The 20,137-nt window shown below is 41.6% G+C and carries 14 protein-coding genes; 1 reads left to right on the top strand and 13 read right to left on the bottom strand.

Translation table 11 applies throughout. The features are described 5' to 3' along the window. Positions 1–151: 151 nt before the first annotated feature. Positions 152–1,723 (bottom strand): acylphosphatase, encoded by a 1,572-nt coding sequence (locus ACGTNI_RS08370; protein ID WP_394461510.1) that lies wholly within the window; start codon positions 1,721–1,723, stop codon positions 152–154. 266 nt (positions 1,724–1,989) lie between these two features. On the opposite strand from ACGTNI_RS08370, the gene ACGTNI_RS08365 reads away from it, so the two are divergent. Further along, the gene (locus tag ACGTNI_RS08365; RefSeq protein ID WP_394461508.1) at positions 1,990–3,027 is read left to right on the top strand and encodes a YheC/YheD family protein; all 1,038 of its coding nucleotides are present in this window, start codon (positions 1,990–1,992) and stop codon (positions 3,025–3,027) included. Between the two features lie 90 nt (positions 3,028–3,117). Here ACGTNI_RS08365 and ACGTNI_RS08360 read toward each other — a convergent pair whose 3' ends face one another. From ACGTNI_RS08360 to ACGTNI_RS08305, 12 genes are all read right to left on the bottom strand, one after another. After that, a complete protein-coding gene (locus ACGTNI_RS08360) occupies positions 3,118–4,554 on the bottom strand; it encodes an ATP-binding protein (RefSeq protein ID WP_394461506.1) in 1,437 nt (478 codons plus the stop codon). A gap of 73 nt (positions 4,555–4,627) precedes the next feature. Then, the gene (locus ACGTNI_RS08355; RefSeq protein ID WP_394461504.1) at positions 4,628–6,208 is read right to left on the bottom strand and encodes an ATP-binding protein; all 1,581 of its coding nucleotides are present in this window, start codon (positions 6,206–6,208) and stop codon (positions 4,628–4,630) included. 63 nt (positions 6,209–6,271) lie between these two features. Continuing rightward, on the bottom strand, positions 6,272–7,321 hold the full coding sequence (locus ACGTNI_RS08350) for a CapA family protein (RefSeq protein WP_394461502.1): 1,050 nt from the start codon (positions 7,319–7,321) through the stop codon (positions 6,272–6,274). Positions 7,322–7,366: 45 nt separating this feature from the next. Next, entirely contained in the window at positions 7,367–8,806 is a 1,440-nt protein-coding gene (locus ACGTNI_RS08345) for an acylphosphatase (RefSeq protein WP_394461500.1), read from the bottom strand. Positions 8,807–8,838: 32 nt separating this feature from the next. Beyond that, positions 8,839–10,482, bottom strand: a complete 1,644-nt coding sequence (locus ACGTNI_RS08340; RefSeq protein WP_394461498.1) for an acylphosphatase — start codon at positions 10,480–10,482, stop codon at positions 8,839–8,841. Positions 10,483–10,522: 40 nt separating this feature from the next. Further along, positions 10,523–12,148 carry an acylphosphatase gene (locus ACGTNI_RS08335; protein ID WP_394461496.1) on the bottom strand — a complete coding sequence of 542 codons (1,626 nt, stop codon included), beginning with the start codon at positions 12,146–12,148 and terminating at the stop codon, positions 10,523–10,525. Positions 12,149–12,178: 30 nt separating this feature from the next. Next, the gene (locus ACGTNI_RS08330; RefSeq protein WP_394461494.1) at positions 12,179–13,600 is read right to left on the bottom strand and encodes an ATP-grasp fold amidoligase family protein; all 1,422 of its coding nucleotides are present in this window, start codon (positions 13,598–13,600) and stop codon (positions 12,179–12,181) included. Next, positions 13,590–14,846: a hypothetical protein gene (locus tag ACGTNI_RS08325; protein ID WP_394461492.1), complete on the bottom strand. Its 1,257-nt coding sequence runs from the start codon at positions 14,844–14,846 to the stop codon at positions 13,590–13,592. The genes ACGTNI_RS08330 and ACGTNI_RS08325 overlap by 11 nt, the downstream gene beginning before the upstream one ends. Next, positions 14,839–16,788, bottom strand: coding sequence for a glycosyltransferase family 2 protein (locus ACGTNI_RS08320; RefSeq protein ID WP_394461490.1), 1,950 nt, complete (start codon positions 16,786–16,788; stop codon positions 14,839–14,841). Before ACGTNI_RS08320 ends, ACGTNI_RS08325 begins: the two co-directional genes overlap by 8 nt. A 24-nt stretch (positions 16,789–16,812) precedes the next feature. Further along, positions 16,813–18,462: an ABC transporter ATP-binding protein gene (locus ACGTNI_RS08315; protein ID WP_394461488.1), complete on the bottom strand. Its 1,650-nt coding sequence runs from the start codon at positions 18,460–18,462 to the stop codon at positions 16,813–16,815. Positions 18,463–18,524: 62 nt separating this feature from the next. Continuing rightward, the gene (locus ACGTNI_RS08310) at positions 18,525–19,301 is read right to left on the bottom strand and encodes an ABC transporter permease (protein ID WP_394461486.1); all 777 of its coding nucleotides are present in this window, start codon (positions 19,299–19,301) and stop codon (positions 18,525–18,527) included. A 54-nt stretch (positions 19,302–19,355) separates the two neighbouring features. Next, positions 19,356–20,135, bottom strand: a complete 780-nt coding sequence (locus ACGTNI_RS08305; protein ID WP_394461484.1) for a glycosyltransferase family 2 protein — start codon at positions 20,133–20,135, stop codon at positions 19,356–19,358. Positions 20,136–20,137: the final 2 nt, after the last annotated feature.

Below are 20,137 nucleotides of genomic sequence, written 5' to 3'. Positions count from 1 at the left end.
CTCACCCCCCTTGTAAATTAAAGTAATACTTTCCTAGTATCGACAGATAATCCAACTTTTCAATAGTTTTAGTGCTTTTATTTGTCAAAAAACAACAAAAAATGAGTTTCTACCTGGGGTAGAAACTCACATTTCAATATGGAACTTAATTTTATTTTTTTACTAAACGTGAAATGAATTTAGAGAGCTTGCTGGCAGAGTCGTATCTTTGATGATTTTGTAATTGCTCTAAATCAAGTTGTAATTGTTTTATTTGTTTCTTCTGCTTATTAATTATGCTGTTTTTTTCAGCTGCTTTTTGTTCTGAAATTTCTTCTTTTATCACTTGAAAACCTAATTGAACAGGTTTCCTCCAAGGCTTTCCTGAGACTTCCTGCACTTGTGCCCGGCGTGGGCTTTCTGAATTAAGAACCGCTTCAAAGTTAAACATGTTGGATTCATCACCTGCAGCTACAATGAAAACAGATCCATCTGCTCTATTCTCTACAAATCCACTCAATTCTAAATTCATCGCTTTCCTCTGTACCCAACGCCTGTAGCCTACCTTTTGTACTTTACCAGTAACCGAAAATGCCTGCACGGATAAATGTCGTGGCAGCTCCGGCAGTATCACTTCTTCAGCCTGACCGGATCTGAGGGTGTCTGCAAAAAAAGGATAATCAAAATATATCTCCTGGTGTATAGCATTATTCATCGTTTCAGGGAAATAGTAATCGATGATTGCTTTTGGAATATTTTTGGCGCAGCCTTTCTCCGGAAAAAGGTGCCCCCCGATCCCCGGTTTGGAATTAACTTCAATCACCGTGACAGTATCACCATTTATAATCATATCCACACCACCTTGGACCATTCCCGGGATGGCCTTTGTAGTATTAACGGCTATACCTTTTATGTATGCTGTCAATTCATCCGTAACATCGATCGGCTCTCCTCCTGAAGATAAGTTACTGTTTCTCCTTAGAAAAATTTGTTCATTTACAGCAGGTATACTGTCCATTTCATATCCGGATTTTCTTATATACTTTCTAACTTCATTGTCTATCTTTATCGGCCGGGTTCTCAAGTTTGGATTTCTTTTTCTCTCTTTATTTCTATTAATAATCAATTGTTTAATTGAATGTTTACCATCTGCAATAATATTTGCCGGAATCCTTTTCATTGCTGCCAATACTTTGCCATCCAGAACATATACCCGTACTTCATCGCCTTCGACATATTTTTCAAGGATTACCTCATCATGCTTTAATCTCTTACGTACATAGGTCAATGCGTCCTTCAGTTCATCGGCATCACTAATATTGACGATGACTCCTTTTCCCAGCTTGCCATCAGTAGGTTTCAATACAACTGGGTAGCCCAGTTCATCTGCGTAACGTATGATCTCTTCGTCGCTTTTCTTATCATTGAAGTTGGCACCTGAAGCGACAGGGATATTCGCCAGCTCTAAATATTTTTTCGTTTTAGTTTTACTCCTGCTTATCTTCCTAGTTTCTTCTGTGACTTCAGGTCCCTTGGAAACTGCAAAATGGCATTCTTTTTCCTTGTTGGAAAGCGAATAATTGATCACCATTTTACCTTCGAATAATTCATTATATAACTTTAATTTCAGTCCTCTCCTCCAGCCTTCCAAAGCAATTGTATACATACTGATTTTACCAGAAGGCAACTTTTCAGGCATGCAGCTTTGTAGGTGCGGAAGCCATTCCTTTTGATTATTTCTCATCTGAATCACCTGTTTTTCTATGTAGAGTTAGAGGTAAGCAATTTTAAAACTAATAAATTTTATATTAACACACAAAATGAGTGTATCCTATCCTGTACAACCTTACAGTTAATTCCTGTTTTTTTACCTGAAATGGTGGGAATATTGTTCTTATTAAATGCCAATAACAGTCTTATAATAATTCAATTACATCTATTGTTATTAGAATTTTCCTTTGTATAATTTACTCAGCAACCTTAAAAATGTAGCTAGAAAGGACAGTGGATATGCTAGTCGGATATATGCGAACATTTAAAAAGCCAAAAGAATTTGTAAAATTATTAGCAAAAACAACTAAATACCATGGAATTGATTTGGTTTATTTTCATCCAAAAGATATTGATATGGAGCGTAACGTAGTAAACGGTAAAGTACTTGTTGATAATAAATGGGTCACCAAAGAAGTGCCCGTACCACCGTTTGTGGATGTTACTGTTTATAGTTTCAAGTATAAAGAACAAATAAAATTTTTAAGAAAGCATAGTTACTTTACAACAGATAGATTATCTTCTAAAAGTAACATGTATACTAAACTTAAGGAAGATGGGGAATTCGCCGATATATTGATCCCCACAATTGAGGATTCTGACTTTAAAGACTTCTATAAATTTTTAAAACATCACAATCAGATTGTCATGAAACCTAAAAGGGGACATAAAGGGCAAGGCATTTATAAGCTTGCAAAAGAGAAAAATAAATATATTTTAAGTTATGGTAATAACTCGGAGAAGATTTCAAAAGGAAAATTGAAAAAATTTTATAAGAAAAATCTTGCTCCCAAGAATTATATTTACCAAAAATATATCGCATCAAGAACCAAACACGGAGATCCATTCGATTGCCGAATCCGTTTAGAGAAAAATGGGAAAGGTGAATGGGAAATTGTCATCAATCTTATCCGGATAGGTACCGGACAAAAAGTTGTGTCTAATATTGCCCAGGGCGGCTGTATTAGTTATTTGGATCCTTTCCTTCAAGCAAACTATGGTGATCAATGGAAAGAGATCAAAAATTCCATCAATGAAGTAGGAAAAACCTTTCCCGCTAAATTGGAAAAATTGTTCAATAAAGAATTAGGCTCCTTAGGTATTGACCTGGGCATTGATGAAAATGGAAAACTATACTTTTTTGAATCGAACAATGCACCTGGGGTGGAAGGTGCCTGGGGTGAAATCGCCTTGGTTAAAAGTGAGTATTATAACTATATGCTGAATAAACTTTCCGGAAAAAATAGTGAAAATAATATACGTACTGCTCAACATTAAAAAAAGTATCTGTTTACTGAATAAAGAAACCCGGACAATATATACAAATTGTCCGGGTTTTCCCTTGGATGGGATTCTTTTGCTTTTGTTTCAGTCGTTTTCTATTATTTCAAAACCGATACTGCTTCTGCCCTTAAATTCCTCGAATTCCGCGGTGGTCACCTGATGAATTTTGGACTTTGCGGTGCCTTGAGTATTTATGAACTCTTCCAATTTCGATATCTTTTTCTCACTACCAATTGCGGTTACTTCAAGCCTTTCTTTTGAAATGGGATTAATCGATCCTTTCAATTGCAAGTTGGCTGCTTTTTTCTTCAATTTTTTCAGATACAATGGACCGAGACGTTCCCCTTCAATCACCAGTTCTTTTTTATGATAAGTACCTTTCGGGTACATCGGAATTGTGATTTCATCTGCTAATCCGCTCAAGAACAATTCTTTGACTGGTTTATATTCAAAGTAAAAGTGATCATTGATTTTTTTCGATTCAGGAAAGTAATAATCAATCAAATGTTTTGGAATGTCAATGGCCTCTCCTTCAACAGGAAATACATGCATCATGATTTCCCCTTTCGTGTTGATTTCATTGACGATTCCTTCATTTTTCTCTTCATTGATGATCATGTCTATCGAGCCGGTTGGTAACCCAGGGATAGAATTCAAAGCATCTACGGCATATTTTTTAAATTTAGGGTCAACGGTATTGGTACAGTCAACGTTAAGTCGTTTACCAAGGTAGGTACCATGTTTCCTGACAAAAACCCTCTCCCCCTTTTCAGGTATATATTGAAGAGAGAGATTCTGTTCCTTTAAATAATTTAACAGATTATCATCGATTTTGATCGTCCTATTCCTGGCAGCAACATTGCTCTTTATTTCTTTGTTTCTTTCCTTTATCAGTTGCTCGATATTGCTTTTCCCATCACCGATGACATTTGAGGAATAGGATTTTGATACAGCAATCACTTTATCTTTTATTACATAAAAGCGATAGTCGACCCCACCTTCAAAGTATTTCTCAATGATGACATTCTTTCTGCTGAATTCATCTTTTATTTTCAAAATAGACTCTCGCAGCATTTCTTTGGAATCGATATGGGTCACTACCCCTCTACCACCACCCATGTTGGTCGGTTTCACTACAAGAGGATAACCAATCGATTCACCATAATCACACATCTCTTCAACCGAGGTTTCGGAAAAATCGAACGTTCTGCTTTCAGGTATAGGCACTCCATTTTCTTTCAAATACTTATAAGCACTGCTTTTATTTTCCGCTTTAAGCACAGCTTCCCTAGTGGATTGAGATCCTCGTGCACAAACGAAATGATACTCGTTGTTATCATCAGAAAGTGAATAGGTTATGGACGTGGAGGGTACCCTCCCGCCTCTTTTACTATTATAATATTTTAATTTAAGACCACGGCGCCATCCTTCTAAAGCTACTGTATAAAAAGAAGTCTGGTAAGTGAAGACATCTTCAGGAAGAGAACCCTGAAGGTGTGGTAAATGATGTGAGTTGCTCATAATGTTCATCTCCAACGTTAGTTATTTATAGCACCAGAATGTTCCGCTTCATAGAGACCATGCTCAACAATTCTTACCTTTTCAATGCCCGTAATGGCTTTGTTACTTTCCAGGAAGTACTATTCAGGATTTTGTTTTGCCGTTTCTTTAATTTTGCTAATTCTCTTTTCAACTGTTCGTTTTCTTTCAAAAGCTTTTGATGCTGCAATTCCATCTCTGCATTTATTTCATCATTATCGATATAAAAGCCTTGTCTGACAGGCGAGTTCCTTGATTTCCTTTTCATGCTGATTGATTGTTTCGAGCGGGAAATCTTTCTTTTCAAAAGAGCTGTAAAATCATTTATGTCATCCCGGTTACCTCCAAGAATGAGAGAGAGGTTATTATTTTTGGTCCACTTGACATATCCACTTACGTTATTCCTTACAGCAGTGGATCGAATCCATTGATCAAAGTCTTTCGGAAACTTGTCCGCATTCAATAGAAACCTCGTCAGTTCAATATCATCAGGAATCGAAGGAATATCTATATATCCTGTTGTACCAGCTTCAAAAGATTGATAGATATGATTGAAATCAAAATACATTTTTGCAGCCTTTTCCCGTTGGTATCCTTTTGTCTCAGGAAAATAATAATCGATGATAGCAGATGGTACGTCCCTTGCCTTCCCATAGGATGGGAAAAGATGGGTACGGATGTGTGCTCTGGAATTTATTTCGAGCACGACTCCTGTATTGGTTTCCTTATCAATAATCATATCGACTCCAGCCTGGACGAGTGTCGGTATCGCTTTTGTAGCAGCGACTGCTATCCGCTTCATTTCATCTGTCGTTTCATCTGTGACATCGACAGCTTCACCGCCGGAAGATACATTGTTCTTCGATTTAAGAAATACTGTTTCTCCTTCTGCAGGTACAGACTCCATCGTGTATCCCAGACGACTTAGTAACTCCTTTGTTTCTGCATTTACTTTTATCGGTTTATTTTGCAGGGATGGAATTTTCATTCGGTCTTCATTTTTCTTTTTTAGCAGTTCTTTAATCGTATCAGTTCCGTTTCCTGTCACGCTTGCAGGATCACGTTTGAATACTCCGACCACTTCATCCCCTACTACGTACAGGCGATGATCTTCCCCTTTAAAAAATTGTTCAACGATAACCTTTCTATACTCCAATTGATCCCTTACATAGGTTATCGCCTGTTTCATTTCTGCTTCATTCTTTATATTGGCGATTACCCCGACCCCGCCTGTACCATCCGTCGGCTTCAATACAAGGGGGTAGCCTGCCCGATTTGCAAACTCTATTATTTCTTCATCGGATCTGTTTTCATCAAAAGTTTCCCCTTTTGGTGTCTCTACTCCGGATTTTAATAGATATTCTTTTGTCTGGTCTTTATTCACACAAATTCTTACTGCCTTTTTCGAGACTAAATCACCACGAGTGATTTGGAAGTAATGGGTTTTCTCTCCGTTACTCAACATAAATTCTGTTATTTTCGCTTTTCTTCTTAGATATTTAACCCTGATCTTTAAATCCAGTCCTCGTCTCCACCCTTCCAGGGCTATGCTATACCCACTGGACATGTAACCGTGGGCATGCTCCGGAAGAGCATCTTTAAGATGAGGAAGGTATCTTTCGTCCGTATTACTCATGAATAAATTCTCCATTCTATTAACCAATTATCTTACTCATTTCACCATTAACTTTTGTACAACTTATGATATTTCTATTTCAGGAACCCATTGGCTCAGGCGAGTTTTAAGTTCTTCATAAACTTCTGCCGACCTAAAATCTCCCATATGCGTTTTAATATATTCTCTTTGCTCAACTATGTCTTCTAATAAATGCATCTTATAATTCTTCTTATCTGTACTATCCGTAAATGTCAATTTCAGTGTCGGTTTGTCAATTTTTAATACAGGGTTGTCATTGAATTTTTCAATGTCTATTGTCATAAATGCGCCAATTTGCCTGTACAGTCCTTTTTGCCCTGAAAAAAAGTTCCCTAAAGAATTCATGACAAAAGTTCTTTTACCTCGTGAATTCAGAATATATTCAGGTGGTTGAAGGACATGTGGATGGTGGCCGATGATGACATCTGCTCCTGCATCTGAGAGGGTTGCAGAAATTTCCTTTTGTTCCATGGCAGGATACAAATGGTATTCCTTGCCGAAGTGAAGCGACAAAATGATGACATCAGCCAGATTTTCTTTTCGGATGTTTCTGATCCGTTTCTCTATCTTTTTGATTTTCATAGGTTCATAGCAATCTACCATATAAGGTTTATCTTTCGGCAATTTTACAGAAGGCATTTTCCTTGTATAGGATAGGAAGCAGACTCGCAAGCCATTTTTATTTATGATTCTAAGTGTCTCCTGGTCTTCTTTAGATTTATATGCACCCACATAAGGGATGCCTATTTTCTCCCAGTTTTCAATAGATTTTAATACCCCTTCTTCTCCTTTATCCATGATGTGGTTATTGGCAAGGCTTACGATATCCACACCGAAATTCTTTAGTGTGTAGCCAATATCCACTGGACTGTTGAATTTAGGGAAATCGGAAATGCCAAGTTCTTTCCCTCCAATGATCGATTCCTGATTCACAATCGTCAAATCGCCTTTATTAAAAAGGTGTTTCGTTTCCTCCATAAGCCCATCGAAATCATACCCGTTGCGTATTTTTCTTTTGGCTTTCCTGCATAATCTTGTATGTAAAAGTACGTCCCCCGTGGCTGCTAGGGTGAATTTTTGGCTTGATTCCATCTATCTACTACCTCCCCGGCGGGTATCCCTTAAAAAAAGCAGCTGTTACCTGCTTTTTCTAATTTCAAACCCAATCCTGATTTGTTTATCCCATGCAAATTCTTTAATTTTCTCAACTTCTGCCTTACTAGATCCATGGTAACAAGTATCTTTGAAATCATCTACAGTGTGTTTGTCTATACCAGCTACTACCACGACAACATTGCCATTATTCAGGTTTCTTGTATATCCATGAAGCCCCTGCTCTATTGCTTGTCTGCGAATCCATCTGCGGTAGCCCACCTTTTGTACGTTACCCGAAATCACATACCTTTTAGCATACAATTGACCTACAGGGGCATCAGTAACCCGAGCTTGTTCCAGTGAATTGCTCCTGAACAAATCCAAAATATTTTTATAATCAAAATAGATTTTGTCGCTGACAGTGATTCCTTTCGTTTCTGGAAAGTAATAATCGATGATTTTTGCTGCAATATTCTGCTTGGTTCCGAATAATGGGAATGTATGAAGGGAAATTCCTGCGGTAGGATTGATTTCGATTACTACTGCTTCCTGGTCATTTACAATCAAATCAATCCCAGCATGATTAAGGCCAGGCACTGCTTTCACTGCATCTATGGCTGTCTGTGCAACATCTGCTCTTAGTCTATCGGTGACATCGATAGAGTCTCCACCTGCCGAAATATTACTCTGTCCTTTCAAGTTAACCAGTTCACCATCCGAAGGCACATCCTCGAGTCTTTTTTCTTTTTTTAGCAGAAAATTTTTCATTTCTTCATCAATTTTTATGAGCCTCGTGGACGTCTGGGGGTTCTCACTCCTGATCGTATTCTTCCGTTCCACTAATTCTTCGATGGTATGTACCCCATCCCCCATCACATTGGCAGGAACCCGCTTTGTGGCAGCGGCTACTTCTCCCTCGATGACATACACTCGCACATCGTCTCCTGAAATATGGCGTTCCAAGAGATAATCTGTATAATCATGTTGGGAAATAACGTAATCCATGCTCTCACGTAATTCCTGTTGTGTTTTTATATTAGTTATAACACCCTTTCCTAAACTGCCAAAAGTGGGCTTCAGGGTTAAAGGGTATCCTGTCTCTTCCGCTAAACGGGCCACTTCCTCCCAGGAAGTTGCAGTAGAAAATTCAAAGCCCTCAGGAACCGGCACTTGCTGAGAAGCAAGAATACGTTTGGTTTCTTTTTTATTTGTTCCGACTTCCACCGCTTCATTTTCCACCTTATCCCCTCTGGTACGGTAAAAGAAATGGGTTCGATCATTCAAAGAAAGTGAAAAAGTTTTTCCGACAGGTTCAAAACCGATCACTTTTAAGTCAGTAACAGCTGCATGGTTGTTATGGAATGTTAACGAAAGACCTCTTCTCCAACCCTCCAGAGCGACAAGAAAAGAATCGATGTTGAATCTGCGGACTCCCTTCATCATTTGTTTAGATAACCAATAAGGATAAGCCTCTTCTATCATTCTAACTACTCCTCCCCACTAAAGTAACCATATTATCTTCCCTTTTTTACCAAAGCACCGACCTTTCTTAATGGTGCGGTATATCTCCACGATGTGCTATTTAAAATGTGTTGATTATCTTTTTCAATTCTGTTTTTCTGTTTAGTCAGATATTTCAAATCCTTGTCCATCTTTCGCAATGCGTGCTGAATTGATTTAAGGCTTGACGTGTTATATCTTTCTGAAATTTCGAAACCGACCGTAACTGGCTCCTCATGGTTCTCTTCCACTACTTTATTGACCTTTGAATTTTGCGGATATTGTGTGATCAGCTGTTTGAATTCTGTAATCGCTGACTTATTCGTCCCGGCAACTACGATTTCGATTTCATCAAATACCATATTTTTTATATATCCATGAAGATTACGATCCATTGCCTGCTTCTTTAACCACCGGTGGTAGCTTTGCCGTTGCACCGTGCCATACACTGTGAACTTCCTGGCATACAATTTTCCCATCGGGGCAGGAGCCACTTCTACTTCGAGCGCTGCCCTGTTCTCTAATGGTTCAAGAACATTAATTAAATCAAAATAGACTTTGGACCTTCTGGTGTCCATACCCTTTGTCTCAGGAAAATAATAATCAATGATTGCAGCAGGGATATCACGAGCTTTTCCTTTCAGTGGAAATAACGCACCACCAATTTGAGCAGTCGGGTTCAATTCGATGACAACACCCGCGACGTCCATCGACCGGTTTTCATTTGCAATGATATCGACCCCGCCATGATCCAGACCAGGAACAGCTTTAAGGGCATCAATCGCAATTTGTTTCATTTCTTTGGACATCGTATCGGTGACATCGATCGGATCGCCACCGGAAGATACGTTCGTTTTCTGCCTCAAGTAAATTTGTTCCCCTTTTTTCGGAACACTTTCCAGCGTGTAACCGGCCGATTGAATGTACTCAAGGATTTCTGTATCCATATGGATCAGGCAGCTGTTCAGCCTGGCATTCTTCTTTCGCTCCGTGTTTTTTAATTCAATCAATTCTTCAATCGTATGCTCCCCATCACCAATAATGTTAGCAGGCTTACGATTATAAGCTGCAATCACTTTGTCTCCTACGACATAGACACGGTATTCTTCTCCTTCGACATGCTGTTCTACAATAACCTCGTCATATCCTAGTTCGTGGCGTACATAGTGCATCGCCTTCAAGAATTCTTCATCACTATTGATATTGGTCACCACACCGTTTCCAAGGCTGGCGTTGGTCGGCTTTAATACAAGGGGGTAATCAATCGTTTTACTATAGGTGATGATTTCTTCATCGGTGGCTTCGGGGTCAAACCCTTTACCTTTAGGTACAGGCACGCCAGCTTTATCAAGGACCACCTTGGTATCGTCTTTCTCCGATGCGATTTCTACTGCCTCATTCGCCACAATATCTCCTCGAGTCCGAAAGAAGTAATGGGTCCTCTCTTCGGAACTAAGGGAGAAAAGCCTTCCCGGTGGATTGACACCAAAGATAATCATGTCTTGGAAATGTTCTGAGTCTTTGGTATACCATTTCAGTTTGAGACCTCTTCGCCATCCTTCCAAGGCTACTGCAAAGGCATCCAACCTGGTTTTTCTAGCATTTTTGACAATATCATTGGTAAGTTGGGGAAGACTGATTCCCTGCTGCTCACTCATTTTCTATTCCTCCTACACCGTACCTTACAGATGGTTGCTGTTATGATTTGATCTTCTTCACGACTGCTCCTGCCAATCGGATTGGTTTTGTCGCTTTCCAGGATAGGCTCTTATGGAATTTCCTCCGTTGGAGTTCTGCTTTTTTCATGGCATGTTCTGTCACTTCAAGCTCCTGCCTGAAAACTTTTAATTCCTCTATTTGGGTTTTCAAGTCTGCTTTAATTTCAAACCCGACTTTGATCGGCTCATAAAAAGGCTCTTCCTGAATTTCAATCACCTGGGCTCTCTCTTCGTCTTCCCAGATACCATTTTTGAAGTCATCTACCATTTCAGCGTCTGTCCCTGCCACGACGATTTCGATATCTCCATCGTCCCGATTCATAACGAATCCGTGCAAGGCACGTTCAAACGCTTGTTTTCGCAGTCCCCGGTGATAACCAATATCCTGCACATTTCCACTGACGATATATTTTTTTGCAAATATTTCACTCTCGGGGGATGGCGTAACAGTAACTGCAACGGCATCTCGTGCCTGCAAAGGGTCAAGTACATCCTGAAAATCAAAATAAGTTTTTGTTTTGTTCAGTTCCATACCTTTCGTTTCCGGAAAATAATAATCCATGATTGCAGCTGGAATGTCCCTCGGTTTTCCCTTCATTGGATAAAGGAGGCCCCCAATTTGTGCCGTAGGGTTCAATTCAATGACATAACCGTTCCACTTATTATCTTCATGCGTAATTAAATCAACCGCTCCATGCACAAGGCCCGGAACTGCTTTGATTGCATTGACAGCAATGGCTTTGATCTCCGGGTCCAGTTCATCTAACACATCAACAGGATCTCCACCAAGCGATATGTTGCTTTTATCACTTAGGAAAATCTGTTCTCCTTTTTCGGGGACCATATCGGCTGTATATCCTTTTCGCCCCATATATTCGATGACATCCTGATTCATTTCAATCGGACAGCTGACTAGTCTAGGGTTGAGACTCCGCTCTTCGTTTTTGATTTCGATCAGGGCTTTGATATTGTTGATACCGTCTCCCATTACGTTAGGCGGGATACGATTCATGGCACCTACTACTTCATCACCTACCACGTATAGCCGATACTCCGGTCCAGGGATATAGTGTTCAACAATAACATCCTGGTAATCGAGTTCACTGCGTAAATATTCCAAAGAATAGCGAAGCTCTCCTTCACTAGTGATATTGGACATGACTCCACGACCGAAGCTGCCATCTGTCGGCTTTAAGACAACCGGGTATCCAATCTGGTTGGCGAACGCTATGATTGTTTCGTTATCCACGTCTTCAGGAAACTGCTTTCCTTCCGGTACTGGTACACCTTGTTCTTTCAATACCCGCTTTGTTCTTTCTTTATCCCTGCCGATATCCACTGCTTCGTTGGAAACCAGGTCTCCCCGGGTCCGGAAGAAATAATGGGTCTTCTCACCGGAACTTAAGGAAAACAGTTGTCCTGGCTTGTCCACAAACCATGTTCGCATATCCTTGAATTTCTCCGAGTCTTTGACATGCCATCTTAATTTAAGCCCTCGCCGCCATCCTTCCAGCGATACGGCATAAGCATCCAACAGGTTGCCGTGAGCAGCTGCTACAATTTGGCCGGATAGGTGCGGCAGCCATTCTGTGTTGTTCTCGTCCATCAGATTTCCTCCTAAAACTCTATACATTCTTTAAGTGTTCAAATTTCCCTTCAACTTTTCATAGTCACTGAACTTTTTACCGGCAAGGAGATCTTCCATCAGGCGGGCTTCCGCTTCAAGGAATAGATCACCCATCCACCGGTCTGAATGCTCGTCAAATTCATCATAGTTACCTGGTTTCGGTGTGAATTCTCCGAATACCAGACCTTCTTCCGATCTTAGAAAATCGATTCGGATGAAAGGCGCTGGAATCTCTGTGCTGATATCCGCAGCAAGTTCTGTTTCAGCTGATGAAACGCCTTTTCCTAAATATGGATCATCTTCATATTTTCCTGTCTTCACTCTTTCACCATCAGCTGTCCACCAGCAGTATTTCACCTCTGGATAACGGGCGATCTCCAGGATAAGTCCCACCCTGCCATAAAAGCAATAGAACTTGATGTCACTGGCGGGAGTCTTTACCTCTTTATTTTCTAATATAAGTTCTTCCAGATACCAGCTATCTTCTTCCACCCAGCCGGATTGGAGGTCCTTATCCATTGCTTCTTTCAATTTGTCCCAGCTTTCGAGTTTTTTCGTTCGCTTGACGTCTATTATATCATCAAATGCATGGACCAGATAAACGCCGCGAGACCCGGCCCCATTGGCCGGTTTGATGACGATTCCTGTTTTTTCAGGGATATCTTTGGCTCGATACGTCTCTTCGGACGCCCATGGAACACGCACATTCATTTGCTTCATAAATGTATAAGCTGTCTGCTTCTCGTCGAGCAGCATCTCCGGGAGTGATTCGGTCAGCTGGAGTTTTCTCATTCGCATGTTGAGGCTTGCCCGGTAGGAAGCGGCGGGCGCAAGGGAAATCGGTTGATCGTTAAGCCCTTCCCGGACTATGAATTCCGGTATTTCTTCCACTTGAAATCCTTCGAGTACCTCACGGTAAGCTAATTTCCTGTATTCTGGTTTATCATTCATCCACGTTCTGGCTGCATAGCGCAGCGCTTCATTATAGTTTGCCTCATGTTGGTGTTTTTGTTGCACCAGTTTTGTAATGTATTCCAGGAGTTTTCCTTCCTGTTTCTGCTCTTTAACCACTTTGAGGGTTTCATGGCTTTTCATGTAACGATCATCGAGCCTAACTTCCGCCAGCTGTTCTTTCGTTGCTTCTAACTCTTTTTGGAGTAATTGTTTTGCTTCCTGCTCTATCTCAAGGAGATGCTTGTCTGCTTCCTCTTTGTTTCCTGTTATCCTACTGACTAGAGCTTTTATTTTACGTAGCGGTGCTGTATATTTCCAGACATTACTTTTCTGTATTTGTTTGGTTTCCTTTTGGTTTTGCTTAAGCTCTTGTTCTTTTTGGCCAACCTCTGCTTCCGCTTGAATCATGTGTCTAAGGTATTCCTGTTCATCTTCCTGAGGGGAAGTTTGTTGTTTTTCCTGTTCATTATTGTCCATCAGTTTTCACATCTCCCCTCGGTGATTTTACCAGCCAGTCATCAAGAAAAGCTTCGTATCTGCTGCCATAAGCGCTATACCAGTTCTGGCTTGCCAATTTAATATATTTCAGTTCCCTGTTTTCCTGATTGGTTAACATGCTTCTCACCTGTTTGTTTTTCGGATGCCACCTTGCTTGTTTATCCGCATAATCCAACAAATTTCGCGAACAGTGCCTTAGTGAATAACCATGCTGGCTATCGTCTGGAGGGCTCTCCATGACGACCCTTACCATTCCGGCTGAGATTCTTGGCAGCTTTTCCTGTTTTTCTTCCAGCACCTGTGGGTGTTTGATGATAAGCAAATCACAATTGACTTGCTTATTACTGTCGAGCAAGTCTACGACTTCATCATTAATCAATTTCTGAATCGCAGGAGCGATTGTTGCTGGCAGGCGAAAATCATAGGTTGCCAGTGGAACAAGCACAGTCTTTAACCCACGTTCCTGGTTAATATTAATTTCTTCTATTGTATCTGCCAGCTCATTTTCTGACAGACGGAAGTCGGTGGCAAACACTATATCTGCTTGAACTTGCTCTTCAGGTAATGGGGTGGGTTGCTGTTTTCCCATACTTTCTTCCAGGATTACTAAAGCTTGGTGCAGTTCTGGATGGTCCCAAAATCCAAGAGCCTTTTGTAAGACGTGTTTCGCTTTTTGCTTATGGTTAAGCAGGTGCAGACTTTCTGCTGTCAGGATAGCAGCTTGTCTGAGCAATTCTGGATCACTTGTTCCCTTGACGACTGCAGGCAGGTAAGCCAATGCCCGCTTTGCACCTTGTTCCGTCTTTTTACTGGCATACCAGCGGGACAGTTCCAAGGCTGCCAGCCGCTTCATGTGCTGGTCGCCTGTTGTTGTATATATTTTTTCAAGATCTGCTAAAACACGTTCGGTAAAACCTAATTCATATAAATAATAACGATAGGATTCCATTTGCTTCGTTCCTGTTTGAAGACTTGTACCTCTCTGAAAAAGAGTGAGAGCTTTCTTTTTTCCTCGAAGCACCTGTATGACATTTTTTATGAGTACTTTCACTTTATTAGCCTTATGAAGAAGCCTGAAAATATTACTGTTTTTCATGGCATAATAGCTGCCTTTTATTTGTTTCAGCTTGTTTTCACTGATTGCCAGTTCCTTTTCTTTTTCGGCCAGTTGACGCCGCAGCTGCTCATACTCTTCTGCATAGCTTCGTGTCTGAGCTTTAGCCATTGCTGGTCCGCCTCTGGTCGAGCAGCTCTCTGGCAGGTTGAATTTCTCCGAGCAACTCTTTTGCCTCATCGGAAAATACGCTGTTTTCACTTGCATACCAGCTCGCATTTTCACCGAAATATAAGTTCAGGTGAAGCTTTGCCTGCTTTAGTTTTTCCTCACCTGCTTCTGACGCATGGTGATCCGCCACGGCAACTTTTATATCTTTTGTATCTACTTCCGGGATATATTTTTGCTTATCTTCCAGTACACTGGAATCTAGAATATACATTTCATGCGTTACAATTTTTTCACCATAGACAAGCATGTGTACTTTTTCACCATCAAGCAGGTTTCTGACTTTTTCGTGGATGGGTTTCGTTATGCTGAGATCGTATCCATACATCTGCACTAATCCAACACGTTTATCAGCACGTGCAATCAATTCTTTTATAAGCTTCAGCTTCTTTTCCGGCATGACCCGGAAGTCGGCTGCTATGACTTTCTCAAAATGACGTTTGCCGTCCGGCTTCTCCTCACGCTCCGGCCACATCGGTTCCGGCACCGGGAACGGGCGTGTCGTTTGTGGGTACGGGTAATACAAGCTGTCTGCCTGACGGTGATGGTGCTCCAGGCTCTCGACATACTCTTTTCTTACCCCCATGAAAAATCCGTTATATCCAAAAGCAGAACTTCCAGTAAGAGAGGAAACAGACTGCCTTGGCAAGGATAATGGACCAGTCTCAAGATCGACATACTTCTCCTTGCCGAATGTTTTCACCAGTCTCCGCTTGAACTCGCCATCTGCTGCAAACCTGACACTATCCCAATAACCGACTTTCTCTATAACTGGTTCACGCCGGAACATGATGGAAGACATGTTCGGAAAAATATATTTACCTGGAGTACCGCGGCGATACAGCTTCAAGTCTTCTGTCAGCCGGGCGTGGCCAGACGTGTTCGCGATTATATCAGGATTGTCGATTAAATGGCGCACCTGCTTCTCTAGCTTCTGCTCATGAGACCAGTCGTCCGAATCATTGATCGTAACAAACTCCCCTTTAGCAGCTTGGAGAGCGATATTGCGCGCTACGTAAGGTCCACTGTTCTGAGGAGTAGAAAGCAGTTGTACCCGCTTGTCTTTAGCAACGTACTCCTCGACCACTTTACGGGTATCATCGGGACTGCAATCCTCTACAACTAGCAGCTCGACATTTTGCCACGTTTGCGAAAGAATCGATTCGATGGCTGTATGAATTCCATCCTCCGCTTTGAAAGCTGGAAGAATGACGGAGATCAGCGGACCATCGGTGATTTTCTTCTCACTTGATATGGTGGTAAGGTCGTCATACTCTGGTTTCTTTTTAGAAGCAAACGAAATAGGCTGCAGCTGATAGGCTTCCATCGCCTTATTCATCCACTTCAGCCTATCCTCTATGTTATCTTCTAAATTTGCCATTGCTAAATAAAGGTCAGGATGCTTCTGGTTTGCCAGCATTTCTTTAATCGTGTGCTGCCCTTTATCCTGTTTTCCCAGGATGTCATAGCATTCTGCCTTAATAATCGCAATTCTTCTAAGGTGATCGGGGCTGGTTTCCATACGGGCTGCTGCAGGAAGGTATTCCAGCGCTTTTTCTGCCCCTTCTTCCGAGTACTTATTAGCGTACCAGAGCACTAATTCCCACGCGACAAGCCGTTTGATATCTTCCCCTTTTACTTCCCGGTAGAACTGTTCTAATTCTCCCAAAGCACGTTCGGTGAATCCCAGGTTATAAAGGTGGTGCTTCAATTGCCGTAATTTCTTTCTTTGGAGAAACTTTTTGCCATGAAGAATTTCCTTTAGTCTCTGCTTTTGTTCCTGTGAAAGAAAGTCACCTAGTTTTTTTCGTTGTCTTTCATTCAGCACTGTGTACAATAGCCAGTCCATCGGGCCGGCTGCCACTTTTTTCAGAAGACGTAACATATCGAGTCACCACCTGATCCCTGTTTATGATTTTTGTTCTGCTTCTGTATTATTAGTCTTTTTATTGTCCGCTTTCGTCGTACCTTTTGGCGATGTTTTTTTGAGGTTTTTTCCATTCTTACCATTTGCAGCATTATTACCTGTGACGTTCCTTTTATTCTTACGCACTCTCTTTTGAACGCCCTGAGATTCCCGGTATTTAGCCACCGCTTCCTCAGCACTGCCGTCGAATTTAACATGGCCTTTTTCCATCCAGATACCTCGTGTACATATTTGCTCAATGAAAGAGAGACTATGGGAAACTATGATGACAGCCTTCGCACGCTCCATCATTTCCTGGATCCGTTCACTCGCTTTCTGCTTAAATGCCATATCCCCTGTCGACAGCGCTTCATCTATGATGAAAATATCCGGCTTTAGGATGGCTGCGATACTGAAGCCAAGGCGTGCCTTCATTCCGCTCGATAGATCTTTTACTGGTTTATGGATTTTTTCTCCTAACCCTGAGAATTCGACAATTTCATCATACTTATCATCGACACGTTTCTTAGGAATTCCAAGCAGCATGGCATTCAAATAAATATTATCTGCACCGCTTAAGTGTGCATTGAAGCCTGTGCCATAACCAAGCAATGCTGAAGTTTCGCCGTGCAGTTCGATTGAACCTTCATCTGGTGCGAGAATTTTCGTGAGCACCTTGCAAAGGGTACTCTTCCCTGCTCCATTATGGCCGATGATCCCCACGACTTCTCCTTCTTTGATTTCAAAGTTCACATTTTTTAATGCCCAGAAGTCTTTATTACTTAGCTTGAACCGTACGCCGAGGTTTTCTGCCTTAATAATTGCTTTATCCGTCACATCTGTTTCTGTCTTTTCCAGCTGAAGGTTACGTTGTTTCCTCGGCGGCCGTGGGGGCACTGTAGCTTTATAGTGCTCAATCACTTCTTTCGGATCGCCTATTTCCCGGACCTCCCCGCCATCGATCCACATCAGCCTGTCGCAATTACGGCGGGCATAACCAAGGCTATGTGTGACGATGATGACCATTTTTGCCTGCTGGACGAGTTCCTTCATCTTGGCAGCTGCTTTCTTACTGAACTTAGCATCCCCCGTATTAAGTGCTTCATCAAGAATAAGGATTTCCGGCTGTAAGTGAGCGGCGACACTAAACCCTAGTCGTGCTTTCATCCCGCTTGAATAATATTTCATCGGTTGATAGAAAAAATCTTCCAGATCGGAGAATTCGTGAATCTCGCGAATATATTTTTCGATCATTTTTTTATCGATGCCGAGCATCATCCCATTCAAGAAGACGTTCTCTTCGCCGGTCAGCTCTTTATTGAAGCCCATACCAAAAGAGAACAAGGCAGTAACCTTACCGTCTACTTCCATTTCTCCCTTGTCCTCTTCCAGGATACCCGCAATTATTTTACTGAGCGTTGTTTTGCCCGCGCCGTTTGATCCGATGATACCCAGGATTTCCCCCTGAACACCTTCGAAATCAATATCGGTCAGCGGCCAGACCAATTTATCTTTTTTATTGCTGCGTCCTTCTTTAAAAAAACGGAGAACCCGGGATTTGTAGTCATCCCTATAGTTTCCGCCAAAGAAAGAAACTCCAACATTTTTAGCCTTTATTACTTTTTCCTGTGTGTTGTCTTTATTGATAGACAATTGAAAAACCCTCTTTTTATTCAAGATTGCTTCACTGGAACCTTCCAGAAAAGCGGGCCGTCCTACAACGCTTTAATAATTTTATGTTCATTGTTGCTGTAGTAGCGGATCATAAAGATGATAGCTGCTACTGACAAGACGAAAATTACCGACAACCCTATAAACGCCGGGTTGGTTTGGTGCATCAGGACAGCGCGGTAGGATTCCACGATAATTGCAATCGGGTTATAATCCACTGCCCAGCTGTACTCCGGCGGCAGTCTTCCACCTTCCCAAATAATCGGGGAGGCATAGAAGAATATTCGAATAACGTAGGACAACAGATTATCGATATCCCGAACGAATACCGTCATATAACCAAGAATCATTCCAACTCCCAAAAGGAAGACAGTCTGAACGAGCACAATCAATGGCAGATAAACGACCTGCCAGCCAGGCATCACCCCATAAATAGCAAGGAATGCAGCTACTACAACAAGACCAAATGCAAAGTTGAACAATTGCGTTAGCGTAAATGACAATGGAAACAACGACTTAGGTAAATAGACTTGATTAATAATAGAACTGTAGCGTGTTATCGATTTTGCTGAAGTATTGATTGTTGAGCTGATTGCTCGCCATGCTACCAGTCCGATAACAAGGAATAACGGATAGTTCTCCCCGCCTCTACCAAGTATGATGACGACGAGGAAGTAGTACACAAGTACGTTTAATAGCGGATCGAGCAACCACCAGAAATAGCCGAGATAACTATTGCGGTGTTCTGCTTTCAACCCGGATTTCACAAGATATATCAATAAATCCTTACGTTTAAGCATTTCCTGTAAATATGTTTTCATAACTTCTCATGACACCGTCCAATTTCTTCACAGCCAGATCATCATCCAGCCAAATTATTGTGAGATTCGATATTTAATAACATCCCTAATCGATAATATCGCATAATGAACAAAATACCAGATACTTTTCGGAAGACTTTGCTTTTCAACTTCCCGGAACACTCGCCAGTTTTGTTTCGCAGCCTTCCATTTGTTACTGGAAATCGAATTATCGACGACACGATACTTTGACAGCACCTCCGGAATTCCGTATGCCAGAAACCCTCGTCTCGTCAAATCAAGCCACAGAGCATAATCCTGACGGGTTCGGATGTTGACCATCTCAACGCTTCCGGTTTTATCTGTATCGAGCATTACTGTCAGACAGCCGATGACGCAGCGCTTCATGAGTGCGTCATAGTGCACTGTCGCGGGTGCTTCTGTGATGGCATTCGTTTCAGTTCCGTCTTCTTCCATCCTGCGGTATTTCGTAAACGAGAAAGCGACGCCGGTTTCCTGCATGAACTTCAACTGGCACTCCAGCTTCTCCGGCAGCCATAAATCATCACTATCTAAAAATGCAAGATAACGACCTCTTGCCTCCCGGATCGCTGTGTTACGTGCTACTGCTGATCCGGAGTTTTCCTCGAGAACAATCAGACGGATACGCGAGTCTTTTTTCTGATATTTTTCTACAATCTCTATCGTCCGATCCTGTGACCGATCGTCGACAATAACCATTTCCCAGTCCGTGAACGTCTGATCGATGACCGATTGGATTGTCTCTCCGATAAAACGCTCTGCATTATAGGCAGGCGTAATGACGGAAACTAATGGTGTCTCATTATTTTGCATTG

Origin of the sequence: Thalassobacillus sp. B23F22_16 (assembly GCF_043496955.1) — a bacterium.
GTDB lineage: Bacteria > Bacillota > Bacilli > Bacillales > Halobacillaceae > Thalassobacillus > Thalassobacillus devorans_A.
Note: the sequence above shows the minus strand (reverse complement) of the source record. Positions and strands in the feature narration are given on the sequence as shown.

Bases quoted from the DNA above. Each gene is read 5' to 3' on its own strand.
- ACGTNI_RS08360 (WP_394461506.1), bottom strand. From the start codon at position 4,554: ATGAGCAACTCACATCATTTACCACACCTTCAGGGTTCTCTTCCTGAA.
- ACGTNI_RS08340 (WP_394461498.1), bottom strand. From the start codon at position 10,482: ATGAGTGAGCAGCAGGGAATCAGTCTTCCCCAACTTACCAATGATATT.
- ACGTNI_RS08335 (WP_394461496.1), bottom strand. From the start codon at position 12,148: ATGGACGAGAACAACACAGAATGGCTGCCGCACCTATCCGGCCAAATT.
- ACGTNI_RS08345 (WP_394461500.1), bottom strand. From the start codon at position 8,806: ATGATAGAAGAGGCTTATCCTTATTGGTTATCTAAACAAATGATGAAG.
- ACGTNI_RS08350 (WP_394461502.1), bottom strand. From the start codon at position 7,321: ATGGAATCAAGCCAAAAATTCACCCTAGCAGCCACGGGGGACGTACTT.
- ACGTNI_RS08370 (WP_394461510.1), bottom strand. From the start codon at position 1,723: ATGAGAAATAATCAAAAGGAATGGCTTCCGCACCTACAAAGCTGCATG.
- ACGTNI_RS08320 (WP_394461490.1), bottom strand. From the start codon at position 16,788: ATGTTACGTCTTCTGAAAAAAGTGGCAGCCGGCCCGATGGACTGGCTA.
- ACGTNI_RS08365 (WP_394461508.1), top strand. From the start codon at position 1,990: ATGCTAGTCGGATATATGCGAACATTTAAAAAGCCAAAAGAATTTGTA.
- ACGTNI_RS08330 (WP_394461494.1), bottom strand. From the start codon at position 13,600: ATGGACAATAATGAACAGGAAAAACAACAAACTTCCCCTCAGGAAGAT.
- ACGTNI_RS08305 (WP_394461484.1), bottom strand. From the start codon at position 20,135: ATGCAAAATAATGAGACACCATTAGTTTCCGTCATTACGCCTGCCTAT.
- ACGTNI_RS08325 (WP_394461492.1), bottom strand. From the start codon at position 14,846: ATGGCTAAAGCTCAGACACGAAGCTATGCAGAAGAGTATGAGCAGCTG.
- ACGTNI_RS08355 (WP_394461504.1), bottom strand. From the start codon at position 6,208: ATGAGTAATACGGACGAAAGATACCTTCCTCATCTTAAAGATGCTCTT.
- ACGTNI_RS08310 (WP_394461486.1), bottom strand. From the start codon at position 19,301: ATGAAAACATATTTACAGGAAATGCTTAAACGTAAGGATTTATTGATA.